General features: G+C 72.2%; 20 protein-coding genes. 8 read left to right on the top strand and 12 right to left on the bottom strand.

All coding sequences use genetic code 11. The features are described 5' to 3' along the window. The first annotated feature begins 48 nt into the window (after positions 1–48). Positions 49–1,224 carry an epoxide hydrolase family protein gene (locus ACIBI4_RS10540; RefSeq protein ID WP_399203302.1) on the top strand — a complete coding sequence of 392 codons (1,176 nt, stop codon included), beginning with the start codon at positions 49–51 and terminating at the stop codon, positions 1,222–1,224. A 21-nt stretch (positions 1,225–1,245) separates the two neighbouring features. Here the strand turns inward: ACIBI4_RS10540 and ACIBI4_RS10535 are convergent, their stop codons facing one another. Both ACIBI4_RS10535 and ACIBI4_RS10530 read right to left on the bottom strand, forming a co-directional pair. Beyond that, positions 1,246–2,148, bottom strand: a complete 903-nt coding sequence (locus tag ACIBI4_RS10535) for a hypothetical protein (RefSeq protein ID WP_399203301.1) — start codon at positions 2,146–2,148, stop codon at positions 1,246–1,248. Further along, positions 2,145–3,443 carry a glycosyltransferase family 4 protein gene (locus tag ACIBI4_RS10530; RefSeq protein WP_399203300.1) on the bottom strand — a complete coding sequence of 433 codons (1,299 nt, stop codon included), beginning with the start codon at positions 3,441–3,443 and terminating at the stop codon, positions 2,145–2,147. The genes ACIBI4_RS10535 and ACIBI4_RS10530 overlap by 4 nt, the downstream gene beginning before the upstream one ends. A gap of 234 nt (positions 3,444–3,677) precedes the next feature. Here ACIBI4_RS10530 and ACIBI4_RS10525 point away from each other — a divergent pair, with 234 nt between their 5' ends. Beyond that, complete coding sequence (locus ACIBI4_RS10525) at positions 3,678–4,661, top strand: FkbM family methyltransferase (protein WP_399203299.1); 984 nt, start codon at positions 3,678–3,680, stop codon at positions 4,659–4,661. Between the two features lie 66 nt (positions 4,662–4,727). Here ACIBI4_RS10525 and ACIBI4_RS10520 read toward each other — a convergent pair whose 3' ends face one another. Further along, entirely contained in the window at positions 4,728–6,005 is a 1,278-nt protein-coding gene (locus ACIBI4_RS10520; RefSeq protein ID WP_399203298.1) for an ABC transporter substrate-binding protein, read from the bottom strand. Between the two features lie 25 nt (positions 6,006–6,030). Beyond that, complete coding sequence (locus ACIBI4_RS10515; protein ID WP_399203297.1) at positions 6,031–6,594, bottom strand: hypothetical protein; 564 nt, start codon at positions 6,592–6,594, stop codon at positions 6,031–6,033. 200 nt (positions 6,595–6,794) lie between these two features. On the opposite strand from ACIBI4_RS10515, the gene ACIBI4_RS10510 reads away from it, so the two are divergent. The 3 genes from ACIBI4_RS10510 (at position 6,795) to ACIBI4_RS10500 (ending at position 11,000) form a co-directional block, all read left to right on the top strand. After that, positions 6,795–7,274, top strand: coding sequence for a hypothetical protein (locus ACIBI4_RS10510; RefSeq protein ID WP_399203296.1), 480 nt, complete (start codon positions 6,795–6,797; stop codon positions 7,272–7,274). Between the two features lie 2 nt (positions 7,275–7,276). Next, positions 7,277–10,138: an ATP-binding cassette domain-containing protein gene (locus ACIBI4_RS10505; RefSeq protein ID WP_399203295.1), complete on the top strand. Its 2,862-nt coding sequence runs from the start codon at positions 7,277–7,279 to the stop codon at positions 10,136–10,138. Between the two features lie 187 nt (positions 10,139–10,325). Continuing rightward, entirely contained in the window at positions 10,326–11,000 is a 675-nt protein-coding gene (locus ACIBI4_RS10500; RefSeq protein WP_399203294.1) for an ATP-binding cassette domain-containing protein, read from the top strand. Here ACIBI4_RS10500 and ACIBI4_RS10495 read toward each other — a convergent pair. Both ACIBI4_RS10495 and ACIBI4_RS10490 read right to left on the bottom strand, forming a co-directional pair. Continuing rightward, complete coding sequence (locus tag ACIBI4_RS10495; protein ID WP_399203293.1) at positions 10,997–11,608, bottom strand: transglycosylase family protein; 612 nt, start codon at positions 11,606–11,608, stop codon at positions 10,997–10,999. The two genes, ACIBI4_RS10500 and ACIBI4_RS10495, sit on opposite strands and share 4 nt — an antisense overlap. Positions 11,609–11,715: 107 nt before the next feature. Next, positions 11,716–12,321, bottom strand: a complete 606-nt coding sequence (locus ACIBI4_RS10490; RefSeq protein WP_399203292.1) for a transglycosylase family protein — start codon at positions 12,319–12,321, stop codon at positions 11,716–11,718. A gap of 573 nt (positions 12,322–12,894) precedes the next feature. Between ACIBI4_RS10490 and ACIBI4_RS10485 the strand changes: the two genes are divergently transcribed. Beyond that, complete coding sequence (locus ACIBI4_RS10485; protein WP_399203291.1) at positions 12,895–13,665, top strand: hypothetical protein; 771 nt, start codon at positions 12,895–12,897, stop codon at positions 13,663–13,665. A gap of 134 nt (positions 13,666–13,799) precedes the next feature. Continuing rightward, positions 13,800–14,066, top strand: coding sequence for a hypothetical protein (locus ACIBI4_RS10480; protein ID WP_399203290.1), 267 nt, complete (start codon positions 13,800–13,802; stop codon positions 14,064–14,066). Positions 14,067–14,144: 78 nt separating this feature from the next. Here ACIBI4_RS10480 and der read toward each other — a convergent pair whose 3' ends face one another. The 6 genes from der to ACIBI4_RS10450 all read right to left on the bottom strand — a co-directional run bounded on the left by der (position 14,145) and on the right by ACIBI4_RS10450 (position 19,233). After that, positions 14,145–15,623: a ribosome biogenesis GTPase Der gene (der, locus tag ACIBI4_RS10475; protein WP_399203768.1), complete on the bottom strand. Its 1,479-nt coding sequence runs from the start codon at positions 15,621–15,623 to the stop codon at positions 14,145–14,147. A gap of 109 nt (positions 15,624–15,732) precedes the next feature. Next, complete coding sequence (locus tag ACIBI4_RS10470; protein ID WP_399203289.1) at positions 15,733–16,383, bottom strand: lysophospholipid acyltransferase family protein; 651 nt, start codon at positions 16,381–16,383, stop codon at positions 15,733–15,735. Further along, positions 16,380–17,063: a (d)CMP kinase gene (cmk, locus tag ACIBI4_RS10465; RefSeq protein ID WP_399203288.1), complete on the bottom strand. Its 684-nt coding sequence runs from the start codon at positions 17,061–17,063 to the stop codon at positions 16,380–16,382. The genes ACIBI4_RS10470 and cmk overlap by 4 nt, the downstream gene beginning before the upstream one ends. A gap of 129 nt (positions 17,064–17,192) precedes the next feature. Then, positions 17,193–18,278 carry a prephenate dehydrogenase gene (locus ACIBI4_RS10460; RefSeq protein WP_399203287.1) on the bottom strand — a complete coding sequence of 362 codons (1,086 nt, stop codon included), beginning with the start codon at positions 18,276–18,278 and terminating at the stop codon, positions 17,193–17,195. Beyond that, the gene (aroH, locus tag ACIBI4_RS10455) at positions 18,275–18,637 is read right to left on the bottom strand and encodes a chorismate mutase (RefSeq protein ID WP_399203286.1); all 363 of its coding nucleotides are present in this window, start codon (positions 18,635–18,637) and stop codon (positions 18,275–18,277) included. Before aroH ends, ACIBI4_RS10460 begins: the two co-directional genes overlap by 4 nt. 149 nt (positions 18,638–18,786) lie before the next feature. Further along, positions 18,787–19,233, bottom strand: a complete 447-nt coding sequence (locus ACIBI4_RS10450) for a YidB family protein (RefSeq protein WP_399203285.1) — start codon at positions 19,231–19,233, stop codon at positions 18,787–18,789. A gap of 216 nt (positions 19,234–19,449) precedes the next feature. Between ACIBI4_RS10450 and ACIBI4_RS10445 the strand changes: the two genes are divergently transcribed. Further along, the gene (locus tag ACIBI4_RS10445; RefSeq protein ID WP_399203283.1) at positions 19,450–20,109 is read left to right on the top strand and encodes a hypothetical protein; all 660 of its coding nucleotides are present in this window, start codon (positions 19,450–19,452) and stop codon (positions 20,107–20,109) included. Positions 20,110–20,118: the final 9 nt, after the last annotated feature.

Below are 20,118 nucleotides of genomic sequence, written 5' to 3'. Positions count from 1 at the left end.
ACCGGTTGCGGACTGCGGTTGTCCGCGACCGCCGCTACGTTGAGGGGCATGGCAGAGACCACTGCACCCTCCGCGATTGTTCCCTTCCGGATCGACGTACCGCAGGCGCAGCTCGACGATCTGCGCACCCGCCTCGACCTGACCCGCTGGCCCGACGAACTGCCCGGCGCCGGCTGGGACTACGGCACGTCGCTGCCGTATCTGAAGACGCTCGCCGAGTACTGGCGCACCGGCTACGACTGGCGCAAGCACGAGGCGCGGATCAACGAGATCCCGCAGTTCCGCACCGAGATCGACGGTGCACAGGTCCACTTCCTGCACGTCCGCTCGCCCGAGCCGGACGCGATGCCGCTGATCCTCACGCACGGCTGGCCCGGCTCGGTCGTCGAGTTCCTGGAACTCATCGGCCCGTTGAGCGATCCGCGTGCCCACGGCGGCGACCCGGCGGACGCCTTCCATGTGGTGGTCCCCGCGATCCCCGGCTTCGGCTTCTCCGGACCCACGCGCGACCAGGGCTGGAACGCGAGCCGGGTCGCGCGCGCCTGGCACACGCTCATGGGCCGTCTGGGATACGAGCGGTACGGCGCCCAGGGCGGCGACCTCGGCGCGATCATCACGCCGACGCTCGCGCGGCTCGAGCCCGAGGCGCTGATCGGGATCCATCTGAACGCCGCCTCGGTGGGGTTCATCCCGCTCGGGCCCGTCTCGGACGAATTCAAGGCGCAGCTGAGCGAGAAGGACCTGGCGCGGCTCGACAAGATCGCATGGTTCACGAACGAGGGCTTCGGCTACAACAAGCTGCAGTCGACGCGGCCGCAGACCCTCGCGTACAGCCTGAGCGACTCGCCGGTGGGGCAGCTAGCCTGGATCGCCGAGAAGTTCAAGGAGTGGACGCACCCCTCGGCCGAGCTGCCGGAGGACGCGGTCGGCCGGGACACGCTCCTGACCAACGTGATGTTCTACTGGCTGACCGGCACGGGCGGCTCCTCGGCGCGGATGTACTACGAGAACACCCACCACCTCGACTGGTTCCCGGCCACGCCTGGCACGGTGCCCACCGGGGTCGCCAACTTCCATGAGGATCCGGCGATCCGCCGGTGGGCCGAGGATCTCAACAACATCACGCACTGGAACGAGTACGAGCAGGGCGGGCACTTCGCCGCCCTGGAGGCGCCGCAGCAGCTCCTGGATGATGTGCGGGAGTTCTTCCGTACGCTGCGCTGACGCCCGCGCCGGTGCGCCTCTTCACTCCGCGTCGGAGGCGGCGGCCACCTTGACCGCGAGGTCGTTGTCCGTGGTGTAGTACGGCCCGGCGTCCACCGGGCCGTACGCGCCGTCGATCCGGCGCGCGGGATAGCGGAAGACCTGCTTCTTGTCCGCGACGTCGTCGAGCAGCCGCGCGATCCTGACCCGCGGCCCTTCCGTCCCGGCCGGGCGCAGCCACAGGTCCCAGGTGCCGGGACGCAGTTCCTTGTACGTGAGCGTGGCACTGAACTCCGTACCGTCCGCGGTGACTTCGGCGCTCAGCGGGCCCGTCTCCCCCGCCCTGTGGACCAGCTCCACATCGGCCCCGGCGCCCACCGCGGCGCCGAACAGCCGCCCCCGTACCGTCAGCTGCTCCGCGCCGATGCTCAGCTCGCCGGCCTCCGCGTGCGGGGCGCGCTGCCAGGCGCGGACGGCGAGGTTGTCGAACTTCGTGGCGTACGGGATCCGTACCGCGAGCGTGCCCGCGCCGGGTCCCGGGTCGCGGTCGAGCAGCGCCCGCAGATCGTTGACGCCGGGCAGCAGGCGGGTCGTCCCGGCGCCGCCGAGCTGCAGATACGCGTTCCAGCGGCCCTCGGGCAACGCCATCGTGGCGGGCAGGGCCGCGCGCATCCGGCCGGTGTCCGTGCCGGTCAGCGGCAACCGCACCTCGTCGTCCGGGCCGCTGCCGCCGCGCCGCGTCAGGAGCAGGACGGCCTGCGCTCCCGCCACGTCCTCGGGGGCCTCCAGCTCGAAGGTGATCCCGCCTGCGGCATCGGCCACGCAGTGGGCGCGCGGGCCGTCGGCCTGTCCGGAGTCGGCTTCGGTCCTGGGCAGCTCGGCCTCCTTGGCAGAGGTGGTGGCCGTCGCGAGGCCGGCGTCGGGGGTCAGGGCCGGGGCGTTCATACGGTCTGCGCCTTCCGTGCCACGGCCTTCAGACCGTTCTTGCGGGCGTAACCCACGCCCTCTTTCACCACTCCCGCAACATTGCGTGCCGCGTACGCCTTGCCGACGAGGGCGCCGCGGGTGCGGTGCGCTCCCGTCCTCAGACCGGTGCGGCCCTCGACCAGCTCGGTCAGGAGCTGCTCGTAGCGCTCGCCGATCGTGGCCGGGTCGTAGCGGCGGGAGCGCTCCAGGGCGTGCCGGCCCATCGCGGTGCGCTTGGCGTCGTCGTTGATCAGGTCGAGCAGCGCGTCGGCGATGGCCTCGACGTTGCCGTTGGGCACCAGCTGGCCGTCCACGCCGGAGGTGATGATCTCGCCGGGGCCGTGCGGGCAGTCGGTGGCGACCACGGGCAGGCCGGAGCGCATCGCCTCGACGATGGTCATGCCGAAGGGTTCGAAGCTGGAGGTGACGGCGGCGATCGAGCCCTTGGGCCACTCCGGCTCCAGCGGGCTGGCCGGACCCATCAGGAAGACGTTGTTGTAGAGGCCGAGCTCGCCGATGAGCTCGCGCAGTGCGGCCTTCTCGACGCCGCTGCCGTAGATCCGCAGCCGCCAGTCGGGGCGCTGTTCGACAACGATGGCGAAAGCCCGTATCAGCAGGTCGAAGCGTTTCATCCCGGTGAGCCGCCCGGCGGCCACGACCCACTTGCCCTCGCCGTCCGCGGGCTCGACGGCCGGCTCGGGCACCGAGTTCGGCACCGCCTCGACGCGGACGCCGGGCAGCCACAGCCGGTCGCGGTAGTCGCGGGCGTCCGTCTCGGTGACCGTGACCAGCGCGTCGAGCCGCGGGTAGACGGAGCGCAGTTCACGGCGCAGCCGGACCGGGTGCGTCTTGAACGTCAGGTGCTCCTGGCCGACCAGCACCGGGCCGCGCCGCGTCTGGCGGGCGATGTGGGTGTTGAGGCCGGGCCGGGTGCCGATGACCACATCCGCCTCGGTGGTGGCGAGGTAGTCGCCGATGCGCCGGTCCGTCAGCCGGCTGTAGCGGTCGTACTTGCCGTCGTGGCGCGCGAAATAGCGCGACGGCAGTTGGTGCTCGGGATCATCTCCCTCATAGGTCGCCTCCTGGGTGCGCAGGTCGACGAGGTGCCGCAACGGAACGTTCCCGTCCGGCGCGAGCACCGGACGGTCGCGGTTGCGGAACACCGACACCACTTCGACCTCATGCTGCTGAGCGAGCTGCTCGGCCAGGTTGAAGGTGGTGCGGATCGTCCCCCCGATCCCGTACGCACTGTTGATCAGGAATGAGATGCGCATGCTTCCCCAAGCTTCACGTTTCCCCCACGGCCACCCCCTGTTGGCCGCCTGACACCGAGTTCGACGGCCGGGTGTACGAAAGGGTTGGGCTCTTTGATCAGCTTGTTCCACAACCGTTGGACAATTGTGATTGCGAAAAGGGAACGGGTCCGGTGTTCCCCTCGTCCGCGCCTGAGGAGGATCTCTTGCGTCAAGCCCCTCCTCGTACGTCAACTCGTCTGCCAGGGTGGGCCCATGACGACCCTTTTCAGACGACTGCTCGCCACGCTTCCGCGGTTCGGTGTTCATGTGCTCGATCTGGAGCCGGGAGCCGCCGTGATCTCGCGGCGCGGTGCACGACGGCGGATACCCATGGGCCCCGGGGCCGATCTGCTGGTGCGTGACTCCGGTAAGTGGAAGCAGGCCAAGTTCGGCGCCACCGGAGCTCATCTGCTCCTGCAGACCGGCCAGGCCGTGGACGACGAGCGGGAGTTCCAGCTCGCCGCCGCCCAGTACCTGTGTCACCACCATGTGGCCGGAATCCTCGAGAAGTACGGCGTGAACTGCGTCTTCGACGTGGGCGCCAACGCCGGCCAGTACGCGAAGCGGCTGCGCCGCTCCGGCTACAAGGGGCGGATCATCTCCTTCGAGCCGGTCTCGCTCACCTTCGAGCGGCTGCAGGAAGCCGCCAAGGACGACCCCGAGTGGCTCGTCCACCACTGCGCCCTCGGCAGCGAGGCGGGCACCAGCACGATCCACATCGACTGGAACACGATGAACTCGCTGCTGCCGCCCAGCGACTACGGCCGCGGCCGCTACAAGCGGTTCAAGAAGGGCCGTACCGAGGAGATCACCATCCGCCGCCTCGACGAGGTGATGGACGAGGCGCTCGACGGCATCGCCGACCCGCGCCCGTATCTGAAGATGGATACGCAGGGGTTCGACCTGCAGGTCTTCGAGGGCGGCGGCGAGCGGATCGACGACTTCGTGGGACTGCAGTCGGAGGTCGCGCCGCTGCGGCTGTACGAGGGCAGCCCGGCGATGGCCGAATCCATCGCCGCGTACGAGGGCCGGGGTTTCGGCATCACCGGGATGTATCCGGTGACGCGGGAGCCGGCGACCGGGCGGGTGGTCGAGTTCGACTGCGTGATGGTGCGGCCCGAGTCGGCGCCGCCGGAGGCCGAGGCCGAGGCGGAAGCACAGCAGAAGGCGCCCGAGCCCGCGCCGCAGAACGCCTGACGTCGCGGACGCTCATGGGCGCACGCCCGCACGGCACGCACCGGGGGCGGCGCACGGAACCGCCGGTCACTGCTCGTAAGGAAGCTGCGGCACCTCGAAGCAGTTGGCGTTCATGTCGCCGCCCTCGGTCAGCCAGCCCTTCCCGTCCTGCCAGCGCGCCACCGACAGACACGTGCGCCGGGTCCCGGGCGGCTCCGGGCGCTGCTCGAAGACGACCGGGATCAGCAGTCCGCCCGCGTCGTAGGGCTCGTCGCGCTGCATGTACGCGTCCACGCACTCCCGCGTGATCCCGTCCGGTGCGCAGGAGCGGGCCGCGTCCGTGAACCACATCGCGGCGGCCCAGCCTTCGAGCTGCCACTGCGAGAGCCGGCCGGCGCCCTTCATCGCGTCCCGGAACTCCTTCGCCTGCGGATCCTGGAAGTTGCGGCTCGCCCCGGTCACCCACAGCGCGTTGCGGCAGCGCGGGGCGTCCCTGTAGTCCTCCTCGACCGCCGAGTTCCAGTTCTGCGCGTTGGTGACCTTCGCGGTGACCTCGATGCCGACCTGGTCCATCGCCTTGCACAGCTGCGCGTTGCCGTGCGTGTCGATCGCGTCGAAGACGAGATCCGCGCCCTGCTGCTTGAGGTCGGCCGCCACGGCACGGAAGTTCGGCAGCGCGAGGTCGACCTGCTCGGTGACGACCTTGTAACCCTCGGCCTTCAGACCGCGCGTGATCAGTTGCGCGTACCCGGCCGACGCCGCCTGGTTGTACGAGACGACGGCGGCGGTGCGGGCGCCGTGCTCGCGCTTGAAGTAGCGGTAGATCTCGGTGCCGCCGTACTGCTTGCCGTCCCAGCCGGCCTTGCCGCCCTCGCGCGGCGCGAGCGAGCCGTAGATCGAGTAGAGATGCGGATACGTGTCGTAGGCGGGCCCGATCGGCTGGCCGCCGATGTCCGGCACGCCCGCCTCGGAGACCCGGGGCGCGCCGTCGTAGTCGAGGACCGTGGTGGCGACCAGGGCGACGACCTTCTGTTCGTCGACCAGCTTGTGCACGCACTCGTTGTTGCCGACGCCGCTGCCGCCGTCGTCGCAGGTGTGCACCTCGACCTTGCGGCCGCCGATCCCGCCGTCCGCGTTCAGCCGCTCGAAGTACGCCCGAGCGCCGTCGCGCGGCCCGGTGAAGGCCTCGCCGCCCACCGGGCTCGTCTCGCTCGTGATGATCCCGACGCGCAGCGGCGAGGTGTCGGACGGTCCCACCGGTCCCGTGGGGCGGCCGGTGAAGTCGCTCTCGGGCAGGCGGCTGCCGCAACCGGCGGCGAGCAGGGTGAGCAGCGCCGCCGACGCCGCCCACACCCTCGTCCTCATCCTGCCTCGTCCCGATGCCGTTCTCTCAACAGCCGGGCAGCGGCGAGGTGTTGCCGCTCATCGCCAGGAGACCGCAGAGCGTCTTGACCGACACCTTCCAGGTGCCGTCCTGCTCGACGACGGTGCCCGCGCTGCCCGGCAGGACGGTGGCGCCGTTGAGCGCCAGGTCGTAGGTGACCTTGGCGTCCTTCGGCGAGGTGAAGTCGACCTTCGTGACCTTCGCCGAGACCTGGCCGCCGCGCTCGTCACCGCTGAAGGCCTGCAGGACGGGCCGCATCTTGGCGCCGTTCTCCAGGACCTTCTCCTTCTCGGCCATCGACACCTTGGGGTCGAAGAACTTCTGGAAGTTGGTCTTGATCTCCGTCTCGGCGGCCGCCGGGTCCGCCGGCTCGCCTCCGCCGCCGCCCTCGTCCTCGGAGGGCGAGGCGCTCGTGGGGTCGGCGGGCGCGCTGCTCGTCCTGTCCTTGGGCGGAGTGGGCGGCGGATCGTCGCTGCCGCCTCCGCCGTCGTCGCCGCAGGCCGTCGCGGCCGGGCCGATGACCAGGACGGCAGCCGCGACGAGCGCGGCCAGTCGCGTCCTTGATCGCATGTGAGGGCTGCTCCCGAGGACCATCTGGCTCACCACCGGGTGTCGGACCGGGCAGTGCCCGGTGCTTTCAGGGTCAGCTTCAAGAAGGCATAGTGCAAGCGATCGGCCGACAAGAACAGACAGCCGACTGACTAGACGAACAGCCGACGGCCTGGTTGGCCGGCGCACCCACACGTGACGCGGATCCCCAGGGGGCCCGGATGCGGACTGCTCGACTGCGTACAGTGCACCCCCTCCTGTGGGCGGGCCTCGGCGCCGCGGCGCTCGGCGCGGTGCTGTGTGTCCTGGGCTGGTACGGGGTGTCGGGCGAGCGTTTCGCCGAACGCCAGGTGCCGTATCTGGCCTCCTGCACGCTGCCCGGTGCGGCGCTGATCGTGGCGGGCGCGGTGCTCGTGGCGCAGGCCCGCAGTGTCGCGGCCGCGGACCGGATGGACGAGCTGTACGCCCTTCTCGTACGGGAGGAGGAGCCGCAGCCGACGGCGGCGGCGCCGGTCGCGGTCAGCGGCGAGCTGCTCCTTGTGCCCGGCGGGACGCTGTACCACCGGGCCGACTGCCCGCTGGTGGCGGGCAAGCCCGAGGCGGTACCGGCCGACGCGCACGCGCTCGCGGACGGGGAACTGGGGCCGTGCCCGATCTGTGAACCGGCCGCGGATCCGGGTGCGGCGGGCCGGGAGTCCTGAGCGTGGACTCGCTGACCTGGGATCTCACCCTGGCCGGACTGGCCGTCGGCAGCGCGGCGGCGCTGACCGGGATCGGGCTGATCGTCACGTACCGCGCGACCGGCGTGCTCAACCTCGCCCATGGCGCGGTCGCGATGGTGTGCGCGTATCTGCTGCGGCAGTTCACGGTCGAGTGGGGCTGGCCGCTGTGGCTGGGGGCCACGGTCACGCTGGTCGTGGTGGCGCCGGGCATCGGGCTGCTGCTCGAACGGGCGGTGTTCCGGCCGCTCGCGGTGCTCGGGAGCGATCCGGTGCAGACGCTTGTCGCCTCGATCGGGGTGTTCGTGCTCCTGATCGGCGGGGCGGCGCTGGTCTGGGGGCAGGGCGCGCGCTCGGACGCGCCGCAGGTGCTCGGCGACGAGCCCTGGGGGCAGCTCGCGATCGTGCTCGCGCTGGCGGCCGGGGTGTGGGCGGTGACGCGCTGGACGCGGTTCGGCGGTGAGCTGCGGGCCGTCGTCGACAACCGCCCGCTCGCGGTGCTCCGTGGGATCGACGCGGACCGGGTGGCGTCGGTGGGCTGGGCCTTCGGCTCGTTCACGGCGGGTCTGACCGGAGTTCTGCTCGCCTCGCTCGTACGCCTTGATCCTTACGGTCTGCCGCTTCTGGTCATGGAGGTGATCGCGGTCGCGGTGGGCGCCGGGATGCACAGTCTGCCGATCGCGGTGGCGGTGGCCCTCGGGATCGGGGTCGTCCAGGCCCAGTTGACGCGGCTGCACCCCTCGGGCTGGGGCGAGCCGCTGCTCCAGGCGGTCGGCGCGAACCTCTTCGTGGTCGCGCTGCTCGTCTCCGCGCTCGTCCTACCGGGGATCGGCGGACGCGACGCGCTGCCGCGTACGGCCACCGCGCGGATCCGCACGCCGGTGGGCGTGTGGGTGGTGGCAGGCGTCCTCTTCCTGCTGCCGCTCGGCTTCGCGGGCTCCGACCTCCATACGGCGATCCAGGTCCCGGCACTCGCCGTGGTGCTCCTTTCGCTGGTGGTCGTCACGGGGCGCGGCGGGCAGATCTCGCTCGGGCAGGCGGCGTACGCGGGCCTCGGCGCGCTGTTCACCGCGCTGCTCGCCACGGGCCGCTTCCCCGGCCTGCCGGAGCTGCCGACGCTGGTGGCACTCCTCGTCTCCGTGCTCCTGGTGGCACCGCTCGGGCTGCTCACCGGCTGGCCGGCGATCAGCCGGCACGGCCTCGCGCTGGCGCTTGCGACGCTCGCGGTGGGCGTCGGCGTCAGCCGCTTCGTCTTCGACCAGCCGTACGCCACGTCTGGTCTGGGCATCGGCCGGCCCCCGGGCTTCACCGACGACCGCGCGTACTACCTCCTCGAACTCGCCCTCCTGTCCGCCGCCTTGCTCTGCGTCCTGCTCCTGCGCCGCGGCCGCGCCGGACGCGCGCTGGCGGCCCTGCGCGATCACCAGGCGGGGGCGTCGGCCTCGGGCGTGCCCGTACCACTGCTCAAAGTGGGCGCGTTCGTCGCGGGCGCGGCGCTCGCGGCGCTCGGCGGCGGCATGCTCGCGATGGGCCTGCGCGCCTTCGACCCCTCCGCCTTCGACCCGGTCCGCGGCCTGCTGTGGTTCGCGGCGGTCGTCGTCCTGGGCGGCGACTCCCTCGTCGGCGCCCTGGGCGCCGCGGCCCTTCTGGTCGGCCTGGACGCAGGCACGCGCGGCGGCATCGCCGCAGCCCTCGTCGGCCTCCTCGCCATCCTCATCGGCCGCTTCCCCGGGGGGCCTTACGAGGCGGTACGGGCGGCGGCGGAACGGTTCAAGGGGACGCGGCGGGAGGTGCGGCTCAGTGCGCGGGGGGAAGCGGTGCGGGCGCGGGTGGTGCGGGGGCGAAGGGGATCGGGGGTGGTGGCCGGGTCGTCGCAGGGTGGAGTGGGTCCGGTGCGGGGTGGGGCTGGCGGGTCGCCAGGTGGGGCGGGCGCGCCGTCCGGCCCGTCAAGAACGTCAAGCCTGTCAAGCACGTCACCCAGCGCGGCAGACCCGAGCCGAGACGAGGCGGGCTCCTCGTCGAGCGAGCCGTCGCCGAGCGCGGAGGGTGTGGCCCGTGCGGTGAGGTCCGCCGGTCGGGCGGGAGGCGCCAACACGACCCCTCCACCCTCTCGTTCCCGCCCCCGAACCGCCTCCCGTCCCCCATCCCCCACCCCACTCACCGCCCGGGAACTCGTCGTCGCGTACGACGACTTCACCGTGCTCGACGGGGTGTCCCTGGAAGTTCCGGCCGGGCGGATCACCGCTGTGGTGGGGCCGAACGGGGCCGGGAAGAGCACGCTGTTCCACTGTCTTGCCGGGACGGTGCGGCCCGACGCGGGGCGGGTCACGTTCGCGGGGCGGGAGCTCACGCGTGCCCCCGCGCACATCCGCACCCGCCTCGGGATCGCCCGTACCTTCCAGCAGCTGGCCGTCTTCCCGTCCCTGACCGTCGAGGAGAACCTCCGCGTCGGCGCCGAACAGGGCCGCGTCCGCGACTCCGCCGCCGTCGGCCACACGCTGCGGCTGCTCGGCCTGGAAGCCCTGCGCGACCACCCGGCCACCGACCTGCCCACCGGCACCCTGCGCCGCGTCGAACTGGGCCGCGCGCTGGCCGGATCCCCGCACGTCCTGCTCCTCGACGAACCCGCGGCCGGGCTCGACACGGACGAGGTCGACGCGCTCGCCCGCGTCCTGCGCGCTCTCGCCGCCGAGGGCACGGCGCTCCTCATCGTCGAACACGACCTGGACCTGGTCTCCCACCTGGCCGACACCGTCCACGTCCTGACGTCGGGCCGCATCGTCACGTCGGGCCCACCGGGCCGGGTCCTGGACGCGATGTCCCGTACGGATGGGGGCGCCACATGAGGCTCTGCGCCACCCCCGCGCGCCGGCACCCTCGCGCCATCGGCGGGCGGCACCGGCACACCCGGCCCGCCGCGCCGGGCCCTCGACGCGATGACCCGTACGAAGGGAGGCGCCACATGAGGCTCTGCGCCACCCCCGCGCGCCGGCATCCACGGCACACCCGCCCCCGAGTTCACGGCGGCACCCCATGAGCGCCGAGATCGAGCTGCGGCGCGCCCGGGTGCGGTACGGGCCGCTCGAAGCGCTGCACGGAGTGGATCTGGCGGCCGGGTACCCGGGGATCACCGTGCTGCTCGGTCGCAACGGCTCCGGGCGGACGACCGCCCTGCGGGCCCTGGCCGGGTCGCTCCGGCCCGCCGAGGGGCAGGTGCTGTGGCGAGGGCGGGACGTGACGCGGATGCGGGCGCACGAGCGGGCGGCGGAGGGAATGCGCTTCGTGCCCGACCGTCAGGCCGTCTTCGGCGCTCTGACGGTCCGCGAGAACCTCGAACTGGCCCGAGCCGCAAGCGACTTCGGCCCGGCCTTCGACGCCTACCCCGAGCTCCGCCCGCTCCTGACCCGCCGCGCGGCGACCCTCTCGGGCGGCGAGCAGCGCATGCTGGCCCTCGCCGCCGCGCTGCTCTCCCGCCCGCGCGTCCTTCTCCTCGACGAGCCGACGCAGGGCATGTCCCCCGAGGTCACGACCCGTACATACGACCTCCTCGGCACACTCGACGCCACCGTGATCACCGCCGAACAACGCCTGCCCCCACCCTTGCGCACCCCGGGCCCCCGCCCCGTCCTCGTCCACGAACTGCGCCGCGGCGCAGTGGTGTCCAGCGGAGAGGCCACGGAGCGGACGGGACCCGGTCCGCAGAGTTAGGGCCTGTCCGCCTTGCCGGCCTTCGCCTCCTCGGGGATCAGCAGCATCGTGCCGGTGTTCAGACGGTCCGGGTGATTGCCGATCATCTCGCGGTTGGCCTCGTACAGCGCCTGCCAGCCGCCCTTGAGCTTGAAGCGGCGGGCGATCGAGGAGAGCGTCTCGCCCTTGCGCACCGTGTGCATCCGGCCCGCGAGCTTGTAGCGCGCGGAGCACACCGGCCACGCGCCCCAGCCCTGCCGCCGCAGCACTTCCTCGGCGACCTTGATCTGCTCCTCGCGGGTGGCCAGATCGGCGCGCGGCGCGTACTTGAGGCCGCCGTGCTCCTCCCAGGTCGGCTGCCAGAACTGCAGACCGCCGTAGTAGCCGTTGCCGGTGTTGATGCGCCAGTTACCGCTGCTCTCGCACTCGGCGAGGCAGTTCCACGGCCACTCCTTGGCGGCGCAGTCGTACGGCACGTCGAAGAAGTACGACTGCGGGCCGCCCGGCGACGATCCGGCCGCCGGTGGCGCGGGGTCGGTGCGTGGTGCGGGCTGGGCGAGCGCGGTGGTCGGCAGGAGCGGGAGCAGGAGGGCCAGCAGGCTCAGGGTCCACAGTCGGGTCTTCGGCATGCGTCACGCTAAGCAGCGCCGGGCCGCGCGCACGGACCGCCGCGCCCCGGTACGGATCGGCCCCACCCGGTCGGAGGACCGGGCGGGGCGGACCGGTGCGCCGTGCGTCAGGTCAGGTCGAGCCGCTGCCCGGGCAGGATCAGATCGGGATCGCCGCCGATCACCGCCTCGTTGGCCGCGTAGACCTTCTTCCAGGTGGTGCCGTGCGCGGCGGCGATGGCGCCGAGCGTGTCGCCGCGCCGGACGGTGTAATCGCCGCGCGCCCCACCACGCGTGGTGTGGGGCTTCGCGCGCTCGGCCGCCTTGGGCGCGGCCTTCTTCGGCGCGGACTTCGCGGGCGCGCCCACAGCCGGTGCGCTCCCGTTCGCCCCGGCGCGCGCCGAGCAGGTGGGCCAGGCGCCCCAGCCCTGCGCCTTCTGCACCTTGGTGGCGACGGCGATCTGCTGCGCCTTGCTCGCCTTGTCGGCGGTGGGCGCGTAGGCCCCGCCGCCGTAGGCGCGCCAGGTCGAGGCGGCGAACTGCAGTCCGCCGTAGTAGCCGTTGCCGGTGTTGATGTGCCAGTTCCCGCCGCTCTCGCACCGGGCGATACGGTCCCAGACGCCGCTGTCGGCGGCCGAGGCCTGACCGGTCGCGGCGAGCAGGCCCAGCGGGGCGGCCAGCGCGGCCCCGGCGAGCACGGCCGTCGTACGACGGCGCCCGGTACGTGCGGACATGGTGTACGTGGCGGACACAGAGTTCCCTCTCGCAGGACCCGGGCTCCCCCGGACGCCACGGCGCCGGCGTATCCGACGCCGGTGAGCCGTCGCGTCCCGTCCGCCGGAAGGTGGTGCGGTGAGTCGGCTTGGTGCGGCCGGCGGACGTACCCGGGCGGTGCTCGATGCACACGGCGGTGGAATCTAGGGACCTGCTCGCCCCGGTTTCAACCGGATCCTTGTCATTCCAGGCCAGTTGGCCCTTACCCGCAGTAGCGGCGATTTCAGGCCACCCACTAGAAGCTGCGATTTCACGATTTGTCGACCATGCGACATGGCGATCTGTGACTCACCTCACCGCCACAACTTCCGTGCACTCAGCAGCGGTTGACGTGGAGTGAAGCATTCCGCCGCCGCCCTCACCGTCTGCTGAGGATGGTGCGATTCCGTTCGCTCGGTCGCGTGACTTGCGCCACGGTTCACCCGTTGTGCTCTTCATGAGCCTTCGGGCTTTTCGGGGGGTCCGGAGCAGCCGGTCCCCCTTGCCGGGATCATCCCGGTCCACCGCGACGCACTCACTTCCGAGGAGCCCCCGTGCAGCGCATGCTCGACGTCAGCGACGACGTACGCGCCGAGATCGGCGACGAGGAGGCCGACCGCCTGCTCTCCGGCGACAACTCCCCGGGCAGCTACGACTGCACGTCCTGCCGCACCCCGGGCGACAGCCTCCAGGAGCGCACCAGCACCGTGCTGTTCGTCGGCGAGGAGACCGCAGTGCTGGCCTTCGCCCACGCCGGCTGTCTGCCCTCCCAGGTCGTGCAGGTCCCCGAGGAGCAGCTCCAGGGCGCCGTGCAGTCCATCACCGGCGCCGAGCCGCCCGCCGCGGAGGAGCCCGAGCAGGCCGTGCTCGGCGTGACCAGCGGCCTGGTGCTCCTCGGGGGCGAGCTGCACCCCGCGCTCGTCGTCGAACCCACCGGCCCGATCGCCCGCCCTGGCGCCACGGGCGGCGGTGACGACTTCCTGCCGCTCCTGATCGAGCAGGGCTTCATGCCGGTGAGTCAGGTCAAGGAAGTGCCGTCCACGCTGGGCGGCTGGTCCGTGCTGCTCGCCATGGGCCAGCTGCACGCGCTGCTGCAGCCCGGCGAGACCGGCGGCCAGGTGGCGTGGTGGCAGGCGCACCAGCCGCTGCATGTGACGGACGGCTGGCGGGCGGCCGCCAACAAGACGAACACGGTCCTGGTGTTCGCGGCCCCCGTCGGCACCATCGGCCGGCAGCCCCGCGAGGACCTGCTGCGCGACGCCCTCGACAAGGCCGCGGCGAACGGTCAGCTGGTGACCGCATCCATGCCGCTGGCCGGGACGTGACGACGGCTGGTCCGGGCCCGCTGCCCGCTGCGTCGGGCATGAGGTCGATGCAGCCTGTCCCGCATCCCAACCCGCGTGGGGTCGTTGGCACGTACGTGCAGCCTTACGACCACTCCCGCCAGCCCATCCCCGGTATGCGTCCCTCCGGGGAGACACCTCCGAGCCGCTCGGCCACCCCGATCTACGACGAGCTCTACGCGGAGTGGCGCAGGTCGTTCAAGGCACTTCCGGGGGACCGGGTCGGCGAGGAGGACCTGGGCTTCACGGCCTTCGGCACGATGCCGCCGGGCCCGGCCCGGCACCCGCGCCATGAGCCACCCCCGCCGACCTGGCAGCACCTGCCGCAGCGGCCGACCGGGTTCCCGGCGGCACTGCCTCCGGGGCCGCGCAAGGAGCGGTGAGCAGCACCCGTACGCATGACGAGGGCCCACCGGGCAGACGCCTGGTGGGCCCTCGTCGTACGTGGGGTGTGCGCCCCGCTACTTCTTCTTGCTGCGCTTCTCGCGCACGCGGACCGAGATATGGATCGGCGTGCCCTCGAAGCCGAACTCCTCGCGCAGCCGGCGCTCGATGAAGCGGCGGTAGCCCGCCTCGATGAAGCCGGAGGCGAAGAGCACGAACCGCGGGGGCTTCGTGCCCGCCTGCGTACCGAAGAGGATGCGCGGCTGCTTGCCGCCGCGGACCGGGTGCGGGTGGGCGGCCACCAGCTCGCCGAGGAAGGAGTTCAGGCGGCCGGTCGGCACGCGGGTCTCCCAGCCCGCGAGGGCCGTCTCGATCGCCGGGACCAGCTTCTCCATGTGGCGGCCGGTGCGCGCCGAGACGTTCACGCGCGGCGCCCAGGCGACCTGCCCGAGCTCCGTCTCGATCTCGCGCTCCAGGTAGTAGCGGCGCTCCTCGTCGAGGGTGTCCCACTTGTTGTAGGCCATGACGATGGCGCGGCCCGCCTCGACCGCCATCGTGACGATGCGCTGGTCCTGGACGCTGATCGAGTCGGCGGCGTCGATCAGGATGACCGCGACCTCCGCCTTCTCGACCGCGGCGGCGGTACGCAGCGAGGCGTAGTAGTCGGCGCCGGACTGCAGGTGGACCTTCTTGCGGATACCGGCCGTGTCGATGAACTTCCAGGTGACGCCGCCGAGGTTGATCAGCTCGTCGACCGGGTCGCGGGTCGTGCCGGCCAGCTCGTTGACGACGACGCGGTCCTCCTTCGCGACCTTGTTCAGGAGCGAGGACTTGCCGACGTTCGGACGGCCGATCAGGGCGATACGGCGCGGGCCGCCGACTGCGGTGCCGAAGGACACCGGCGGCGCGTCGGGCAGGGCGTCGACGACGGCGTCGAGCATGTCGCCCGTGCCGCGGCCGTGCAGGGAGGAGACCGGGTGCGGCTCGCCGATGCCGAGGGACCACAGGGAGTACGCGTCGGCCTCGCCGCTCTGGCCGTCGACCTTGTTGGCGCACAGCACGACCGGCTTCTTGGCCTTGCGGAGCAGCTTGACGACGGCCTCGTCCGTGTCGGTGACACCGACCGTGGAGTCCACCACGAAGACCACGGCGTCGGCGGCCTCGATGGCGTACTCGGCCTGGGCCGCGACGGAGGCGTCGATACCGAAGACGTCCTGCTCCCAGCCGCCGGTGTCGACGACCTTGAAGCGGCGGCCGGCCCACTCGGCCTCGTAGGTGACGCGGTCGCGCGTGACGCCGGGCTTGTCCTCGACGACGGCCTCGCGGCGGCCGATGATGCGGTTCACCAGGGTCGACTTGCCGACGTTGGGGCGGCCGACGACGGCGACCACGGGCAGCGGGCCGTGGCCCGCCTCCTCGATCGCGCCCTCGACGTCCTCGATGTCGAAGCCCTCTTCCGCGGCGAGCTCCATGAACTCCGCGTACTCCGCGTCGCCGAGCGCGCCATGGTCGTGCTCGTGCTCGGGGGCGCCCTCGGCGGGGATCTGGTCGTTCATGAAGTCCGTACCTCTGTCATCAGTCATCGATGGACCGCACAGGCGCGCGGGCCACTACTCACCGCGTCTGCGCCCGTAGCCGGGCGGAACGTGGTGCTTCAAGTCTTACTCAGCGCCCGGTGAGGCGCCTGGCGTTTTCCAGGTGGGAGGTCAGCCGCTCCTGGATGCGCAAGGTGGCCTCGTCGAGGGCCTTGCGCGTGCGTCGTCCGCTGCCGTCGCCCGCCTCGAACGGGTCGCCGAAGACCACGTCGATACGGCTCCTGAGCGGCGGCAGCCCCTTTATCAACCGTCCAGGGCGGTCGGTGCTTCCCAGGACCGCCACCGGGACGATGGGCGCACCGCTGCGGACCGCGAAGTACGCGAGCCCGGCGCGCAGCGACGCGAAGTCGCCGTCGCCCCGGGTGCCCTCCGGGAAGATGCCCAGGACGCCGCCCTCGCTGAGGACGTCGACGGCCCGGGTGATCGCCGTGCGGTCGGCCGTGGCGCGGTCCACCTTGAGCTGGCCGATCCCGGTGAGGAACGAGCCGAGCGGGCCGATGAACGCTTCCTTCTTGATCAGGAAGTGCGTGCCCCGCGGGGCCGTGCCCATCACCATCGGGCCGTCTATGTTGTGCGAGTGGTTCACCGCGAGGATCACGGGGCCGCTCGCGGGCACCTTCCAGGAGCCGAGGACGCGCGGCTTCCACAGGCCGTACATCAGCCCGACGCCGATGCGGCGGCCGACCTCCGCGCCCCGCTCGGACGGCAGGGTCTCGGTCACTTCGCGGCCCGCTTCTCCTCGACCAGGGTCACGACGCACTCGATGACCTGCTGGAGCGTGAGGTCGCTGGTGTCGACCTCGACGGCGTCGTCCGCCTTGGCGAGCGGGGAGGTCTTGCGGCCGGAGTCGGCCGCGTCCCGCTTGAGCAGGGCCTCGCGGGTGGCGTTGACGTCCGCGCCCTTGAGCTCACCGCTGCGGCGGGCCGCGCGGGCCTCGGGCGAGGCGGTCAGGAAGATCTTGAGGTCGGCGTCCGGCAGGACCGTGGTGCCGATGTCGCGGCCCTCGACGACGATGCCGCGCTCGGCGCCCTCGGCGATGGAGCGCTGCAGGGCGGTGATCCGGGCGCGCACCTCGGGCACCGCGCTGACGGCGCTGACCTTGGAGGTCACTTCCTGCGTACGGATCGGGGCGGCCACGTCCGTGCCGTCGACCGTGATGGTCGGGGCGGCCGGGTCGGTGCCCGAGACGATCTCCGGCTTCTCCGCGGCGGCGGCGATGGCGGCCGGGTCGGTGATGTCGATGCCGTTGTGCACCATCCACCAGGTGATCGCGCGGTACTGGGCGCCGGTGTCCAGGTAGCTGAGGCCGAGCTGGGCGGCGACGGCCTTGGAGGTGCTCGACTTGCCCGTGCCGGAGGGTCCGTCGATGGCAACGATCACTGCGGTGGCGGAGGAGTCCACGGGCTGGAGCGCCTTTCGTAGGGCGGGGTGTCGGAGGGGCCGGCGAAATCGCCGACCCCCAAGGTTACTGGCTCCCGCGGACACACTGTCCCCTGGCGTCCGCCGACGCCTGCGCGCAGCCGTGCGGCCCTACTGCCGCAGCGCCCACCCACGGTCCCGGAGGGCCGCTGCCAGGGACGGTGCGACCTTCGGGTCGACCAGGAGCTGGACCACGCCCGCCTGCTGGCCCGTGGCGTGTTCGATACGGACGTCCTCGATGTTCACGCCCGCCATGCCCGCGTCCGCGAAGATCCGGGCCAGCTGGCCCGGCTGGTCGGAGATGAGGACCGCGACCGTCTCGTACGCCGTCGGTGCCGAGCCGTGCTTGCCGGGCACCCGCACCTGGCCGGCGTTGCCCCGGCGCAGGACGGACTCGATCCCGGCCGCGCCCCCGCGCCGCTTGTCCTCGTCGGAGGACTGCAGTGCCCGCAGCGCGCCGACCGTCTCGTCGAGGTCGGCCGCGACCGACGCGAGCAGGTCGGCGACCGGGCCCGGGTTCGCGGACAGGATGTCGATCCACATCCGCGGATCGGACGCCGCGATCCGCGTGACGTCGCGGATGCCCTGGCCACAGAGGCGTACGGCGGTTTCCTCGGCGTTCTCCAGACGTGCCGCGACCATGCTCGACACCAGGTGCGGCATGTGCGAGACGAGCGCCACGGCGCGGTCGTGCGCGCCCGCGTCCATGACGACGGGGACGGCGCGGCACAGCGCGACGAGTTCCAGGGCGAGGTTCAGGACCTCGGTGTCGGTGTCCCGGGTCGGCGTGAGCACCCACGGCCGGCCCTCGAAGAGGTCCGCGGTCGCCGCGAGCGGCCCCGAGCGCTCCTTGCCGGACATCGGGTGCGTCCCGATGTACGGGGTCAGGTCGAGCCCCATCTCCTCCAGCTCCCGCCGGGGCCCGGCCTTCACGCTGGCGACGTCCAGGTACGCGCGGGCCGCCCCGCGCCGCATCGCGTCGGCGAGCGTCGTGGCCACATGCGCCGGGGGTACGGCGACGATCGCGAGGTCCACCGGACCGGCGGGTGGCTCGTCGGTGCCCGCGCCGAGCGCCGCCGCCGTACGGGCCTGCTCGGGGTCGTGGTCGGCGAGGTACACGGTGACACCGCGGCTCTCCAGGGCGAGCGCGGCGGAGGTGCCGATCAGGCCGGTGCCGATGACGAGTGCGGTTCTCACTGGGCGATGTCCTTGCGCAGAGCGGCGGCGGCACCGAGGTACACATGGGCGATCTCGGAGCGCGGCTTGTCGGATTCGATGTGCGCGAGGACCCGTACGACCCTCGGCATGGCGCCGGCGATGTCCAGTTCCTGGGCGCAGATGAGCGGGACGTCGGTGATGCCGAGGTGGCGGGCGGCGGCCGCCGGGAAGTCGCTGTGCAGATCGGGTGTCGCGGTGAACCAGACGCTGATGAGGTCGTCCGCGGTCAGCCCGTTGCGGGCGAGCACCTCGGTCAGCAGCGCACCGACCTGCTCGTCCATGTGCCCGGCCTCGTCCCGTTCGAGTTGGACCGCGCCGCGGACCGCTCGTACCGCCACCGTTGCTGCTCCCTGCCGTTCGTCCGTGTCTGCTTCCGGCCCGCTCGCCGGACCTGTTCGCGTGCTCCGAACAGCCTAGTCAGCACGGACGCGCACAGCGCGCGGCGCCCGTCTGACGAGACGGGCGCCGCGTGCGGGGAACCGGCCGCTCAGAGGTTCTGCTGCTTCAGCATCTCTTCGAGCGAGGTCGGCACCTGACCCTGCGGGGTCAGCTTGTCGACGGCCTGCGGCAGCTGGGCCGCGATCTCGTTGGCCGCCTGCTCCTCGGAGATGCCGTTCTTCTCGGCGACCTGGTGCAGTGCGTCCGTCGGAAGCGCCTCCTGCACCTGGGCGCCGGTGACGGGCTGGTTGTCGCCCTTGCCGACCCAGGAGTCCGTCTGTTCGGTCAGACCGGCCTTGTTGAGGCCTTCGAGCAGCCCTGAGAGCGGGTTGTTGCCACCGCCCTGTCCACCGCCGCCTCCGCCGGAGCCGCCCAGGAACGACTGCAGAAGCTGGGTGAGGATGTTGCCGCCTCCGCCGGAGCCGCCCTGACCGCCGCCGCCCAGAAGGCTGCCGAGAAGGCTGCCGAGATCCGGTCCGCCGCTGTTACCCGCCATGGTCCCGCCTTTCGAGAATGTGCCGGGGCCCGGCGGGCGTACCGCACCGAGCCCCCCACCTAGCGTTGACAGTCCAAATGTCACCCGATCCCCGCACTCCTGCCACTTGGCGCAAACCGGACCCTCCGCCCCTCTGGACGCCGTGGGTGCGGGTCCGCTTGCATGGGTGGGCCCGGCTTTTCGCGCCGTGGCAGCCCGCGCCTCGGGGGAGGCTCCATGAAGCGCTCCGGACCCCTCTTCACGCTGCTGGCCGGGCTGGCGCTCGCGCTGGTGCTGCTTGCGGTCAACGCGATGACGGGGACGGTGACCGCCCCGGCCGGCGGCAAGGTCACGCCGACGCCCTCCGCCTCGCCTTCGCCTTCGCCCTCGAAGAGCGCCCCGCCGACCAGCGCCGCCCCCAGCGAGTCACCGAGCCGGGCGCCGGACGCCGACTACGCGGGCCGTACGGACGACGACTCGTCGGCGATCGCCGTGACCGTCCGGGACGGGAAGGCCATCGCGTACTTCTGCGACGGGCGCGACCGCGAGTCCTGGCTGAAGGGCCCCGTCGACGGCGACGGCTCGATGGCGCTCACCGGCAAGGGCGGCGCACGCCTCGATGCCGCCGTCAGAGGCGACAAGCTGACAGGCGAGGCGATCGTCGACAAAAAGACCTATGCCTTCACCGCCGACCGGGCGAAGAAGCCCTCGGGGCTCTACCGCGCCACGCAGACGGTCCGCGGCGCACGGCTCGACGGTGGCTGGATCGTGCTGCCGGGCGGTGAGCAGGTCGGCATCCTCACGCGCGACGGCGTGCGCGAACCCGCGCCGGAGATCGATCCGGACTCCGGTTCCGTGACCGGCGAGGATCTCACGGCACGGCCGGTGACCCCGTGAGAGGCAGGA

Origin of the sequence: Streptomyces sp. NPDC050418 (assembly GCF_044458745.1) — a bacterium.
In the GTDB taxonomy this organism is placed as follows: Bacteria; Actinomycetota; Actinomycetes; order Streptomycetales; family Streptomycetaceae; genus Streptomyces.
The sequence above is the reverse complement of the archived record's forward strand: the minus strand, read 5'-3'. Positions and strand labels throughout refer to the sequence as shown.